We start from the raw sequence: 4,420 nt of genomic DNA, 5'->3' as shown, positions 1-4,420 counted from the left end.
AAAATAATTCTAATGTGATAGGTGATATTTCACAAATTTTTAGTTTACCATTTTCCATGCCAAAATAAAAGCATACATTCTGGTTTTCTAATACTTCTCCTTTTTGTAAAGCTGTAGAGTCGAAAAAATATTCCTTGATTTTATATTGTTCTGATTTACAGTACAGATAACCAAATCCTTTTTGGGTACTATAAAATTTAATAGTTCCGAATCTCCAAGCTTTTACTTTATTAGTTAACATTGGTATAATTTTTTAATGGTTTTGGATAGCCTTTTGTAATATTCCTCGTGTCTGCTATCTTATTTTATATTTTTTTACCGTGCACGAGATTGAAGCTCTCGTTAGCTGGGAAGTTAATTATTTATCTCTTGTTGCATCGAAATGTATTAGATCCCATGGCATTTTCCCGAGTTTTATCCAATCAAGTGCAAAGAGTAAGTGTGATAAAAATATACCATATGCGATATTCTTTCTGACAATAATTTGATAAGATAAATTGTCTTTTTCGTTATGATTAAATAATACTGATTCTTTAAATTGTCCATCTTCAAAAATTCTTGGATACATTACAATATCTTTGTTTAAGACAATAATATCAGGAATGATTTCTTGTTTTGGTATAAGAATATTTTCAATTAAAAATTCTACTGTAAATTCATCCGGTGTAGTAATTGTTGGAGATTTAAAATCAAAATTTCTAGATACAATGCACGTGAAAGCTGGATTGTTAATAGAAGGCAATAGTTTTGATTTTTTAATTTCTTTTGTTAAAAATGGACTTTCTTTAAAATATGGATTAAACGAAAGAATGTTAGAAGATTCTCTTGTAGCAATTAATTTTTTAACATTAGTTGCTTGTTCGAAGGCTTTAAAGAAAACGCAATCTTTTTTTTCAAATTCATATTTGATTGTGTTTTTAGCCTCGATGTAAGCGTAAACGGCTTCTACTGGTATGTTTTCAAGTCGATAATATTCATTTCTGTCACGATTTCGTAGCGTTGGAAATTTATTTCTATCATAAATTATAATATCGTCGCCACCTTTTAAACCATCTTTAGTTACAACAAAACCCCGAGTAACACCAAATTTACTAGGTAATAAATCTTTAAGAATATCGCAAATCGCGAATTCAAATTCATCTCCCAACTCAAAGTTATAATCATTTTCAATATCTTCAAGTCTTCGATTAAATCTTTCTGATAATTTTAAAATAAAATCATCGTATAAATATTGAGCCATAGTATCTTTTTAAAATTATGTCAACGTTATTGTCAGAAATGAATCTGCAAAGTTTATATATGCGCATATACCTCCGTAAATATATAAAAAATCCCCAACTGCGTTACAATTGAGGATTGGTGATTTTATTAAAATGGAAAGTTATTTTTTCTTTAAAACTTTATATTCTTCATAGCATTGACTTATGGCGTCCATGATTTGCATATCGTTGGCTGTTTCTATAAACGATTGCGAGTAGTTGCAATGTTGTAGAATTTCGGGAATGTCATTTTTGTCTATTCCTAGTAAAACTGCCAATGTTTCTCTATCAAATTTTGATTCCAATACATTACGAACGGTGTCGTCTTTACGCATTTCTTTCAGCTTTTTTAACTCCTTGGGTTTGTTTCCAAAGAAATTATAAAGCATGTCGGCTGGGTTAAATATGGAGTTTAAAACCCTTGAGAAGGCATTTGGTGAACGATCACCAATTTCATAAGCATTTGGTAATCCTGAGATACTGTATCGGTAATTCTCAACTTCTGGAATTAATTTGGTGTCAATTTCTAAATAACCTGTAAGTTGGTATCGTTTTACTACAACTTCCTCAAGTGCGATGGCTTTTTCTGTTAGTTGTATTTTGGCATTTCCGTTTTTAATCCAGTCACTTGTTACTCTAACTTTTATCGATTGAAATCCGATAGAAGTAATATGTAGTGTGTCACTTTGTGTAACATCAATTTCAAAATACCCTTTGTTGTTGGTCATTGTTCCTTTTACTTTGTTCACATTGATGATGTTTACATTCGCTAAAGGAAGTAAAGTATTATTGCTTACAATGGTTCCTGTTACTTTTTTGCTAGTTTGTGTTTCCTGCGAAAAAGTTAGTGTTGTGGTAAATAGTAATAAAAAAGCTATAAAATATTTCATGTCTTTATTTGAAGGTTTAAAAGTATAAAACTCTACAAGAAATCATATAGGATTTGCTAATTATTATAAGAAAATTAACAAATGCGTAAGGCTTTTTAAACGAAAAAATCCAAATCCCAATAGTTATCATTGGAATTTGGATTTTTAAAAGTTGTTATTTTATAGAATTAACTTCTTCTTGGTCTTCTAGTTTTAGCATCGTCAAATGAACGACTTGCTGGTCTATCAGAACTTCCTTCAGAACGTCTTGGAGCACTTTCTCTTTGAGAAGAACCTGGTTCTCTTCTTGGAGCTGCGCTTTTAAATCCGCCTTCTCTTGCTGGTCTGTCAGATGAAAATCCGCCTTCTCTTCTTGGAGCCGAACTTCTTTCGTTTCTATCTGTTCTTGGTCCGAAACTTCCGCTTCTTGGAGCCGAACTTCTGTCGCCAGAATTTCTATCGCCTCTAAATCCGCCACCGCTTCTTCCGCCACCAAATCCGCCGCCACTTCTTCCGTTGTGGTCACGTCTTTCGCGGCTTCCGCCATCATTTTTAGAAATTTCTACGTTGATTCTTCTTCCGTTAAGGTCAAATCCGTTAAGAACCGACATCACTTTATCAGTATGTTCACCATCAGTATTAAAGAAAGAGAAACCTTCTTTAACATCAACTTTAAACACGTCATCACGACCTAAATCTAATGTTTCTTTCAAGAAATCTTTCAATTGCATCCAATCGAAATCGTCTCTTGAACCAATGTTTACGAAATATCTAACTGGATCACCAGCTCTAATTTCTCTTGGCTCAGAACTTCTCTCGCTTCTTTCTCCTTTTTCACCAGATAAATCGCGTTTCTTTTTGTAGTAATTGATGAATCTGTTGAATTCTACAGAAACCATTTTCTTGATTAATTCTTCTTTAGTCAAACCATCAAGAACTTCGTTGATTGCCGGTAAATAGTTGTCTATTTCGTGGTCAACCTCAGTATCTTTAATTTTATTAGCTAAGTGCAACAATTGAATTTCGCAGATTTCCATTCCAGAAGGAATCGTTTTCTCTTCAAATTTTTGTTGGATGATTCTTTCGATAGACGAAATTTTACGCAATTCACTTTTAGTGATAATTACGATAGAAGTTCCTAATTTACCAGCACGACCAGTTCTTCCTGAACGGTGGTTATAAGTTTCAATTTCGTCAGGTAATTGATAGTTTACTACGTGAGTAATATTATCAACGTCAATTCCACGAGCAGCAACGTCTGTTGCAACAAGCATTTGAATTTGACGACCTCTAAACGATTTCATTACACCATCACGTTGCGCTTGAGATAAATCTCCGTGCAATGCAGCAGCGCTGTAACCATCTTCAATTAATTTTTCTGCAACCGCTTGTGTATCACGTTTTGTTCTACAAAAAACTACAGAAAAAATATCTGGATTAGCATCGGCTAAACGTTTTAAAGCTTCGTAACGGTCACGAGCGTTCACACAATAAAATTCGTGAGAAACTGTAGCCGAACCTGAATTTTTGCTACCAACAGTAACTTCTGCTGGATCGTGCATAAATTTCTTTGCAATTCTTGCAACTTCTGCAGGCATTGTTGCAGAGAATAACCAAGTATTTTTCTCGTCTGGAGTATCCGATAAAATGGATACAATGTCTTCATAAAAACCCATGTTCAACATCTCATCTGCTTCGTCAAGAATACAAAAGTTGATGTTTTTGATGTTTACAAGACCACGATTAATCATGTCTTGCATTCTTCCTGGAGTTGCTACAATAATTTGTGCACCTCTTTTAATCTCTCGGGCTTGTTCTGTAATGCTTGCACCACCATAAACTGCCACTGTATGTAATCCTTTTACATATTTAGAGTATTGTTTAATCTCGTTGGTGATTTGTAAGCATAGCTCACGCGTTGGGGATAAAATTAACGCTTGTGTACTTCTGTCTTCGGCATCGATTTTTTGGATTAGCGGAAAACCAAATGCTGCTGTTTTCCCTGTTCCTGTTTGTGCTAAAGCTACTAAGTCTGTGTTTTTTTCCAATAAGACTGGAATGGCTTTTTCTTGCACTTCTGACGGATTCTCAAATCCTAGATCTTTGATCGCCAGCAGTAACGACTCATTCAGACCTAATTGTTCAAATTTATTCATAAAGTATTTTAAAATTGGGTGCAAAGGTAGGTTTTAAATACGATATAAACTAATTTGGTTTTAATTGATAATCAATAAGTTGTGATTTTTAACTTTAGGATAACAAACAGAAAAACTATTTTGTCCTTAATATAAA

The 4,420-nt window shown here is 33.4% G+C and carries 4 protein-coding genes; all 4 read right to left on the bottom strand.

Annotation, left to right across the window (positions count from 1 at the left end; genetic code table 11):
- The coding region (locus tag DIU01_RS11330) for a hypothetical protein (RefSeq protein ID WP_290834520.1) at window positions 1-241 on the bottom strand (241 nt) is incomplete at its 3' end.
- A gap of 117 nt (window positions 242-358) precedes the next feature.
- On the bottom strand, window positions 359-1,240 hold the full coding sequence (locus tag DIU01_RS11325) for a DUF6602 domain-containing protein (RefSeq protein ID WP_290834518.1): 882 nt from the start codon (window positions 1,238-1,240) through the stop codon (window positions 359-361).
- A gap of 141 nt (window positions 1,241-1,381) precedes the next feature.
- Window positions 1,382-2,149, bottom strand: a complete 768-nt coding sequence (locus tag DIU01_RS11320) for a carboxypeptidase-like regulatory domain-containing protein (RefSeq protein WP_290834516.1) — start codon at window positions 2,147-2,149, stop codon at window positions 1,382-1,384.
- A gap of 167 nt (window positions 2,150-2,316) precedes the next feature.
- Window positions 2,317-4,284, bottom strand: a complete 1,968-nt coding sequence (locus DIU01_RS11315) for a DEAD/DEAH box helicase (RefSeq protein WP_290834514.1) — start codon at window positions 4,282-4,284, stop codon at window positions 2,317-2,319.
- Between the last annotated feature and the right edge of the window lie 136 nt (window positions 4,285-4,420).

This window comes from Flavobacterium sp. (assembly GCF_003525665.1).
Lineage (GTDB): Bacteria > Bacteroidota > Bacteroidia > Flavobacteriales > Flavobacteriaceae > Flavobacterium.
Note: the sequence above shows the minus strand (reverse complement) of the source record. Positions and strands in the feature narration are given on the sequence as shown.

Excerpts from the sequence above, each read along its gene's own strand:
- DIU01_RS11325 (WP_290834518.1), bottom strand. The coding sequence starts at position 1,240 with ATGGCTCAATATTTATACGATGATTTTATTTTAAAATTATCAGAAAGA.
- DIU01_RS11315 (WP_290834514.1), bottom strand. The coding sequence starts at position 4,284 with ATGAATAAATTTGAACAATTAGGTCTGAATGAGTCGTTACTGCTGGCG.
- DIU01_RS11320 (WP_290834516.1), bottom strand. The coding sequence starts at position 2,149 with ATGAAATATTTTATAGCTTTTTTATTACTATTTACCACAACACTAACT.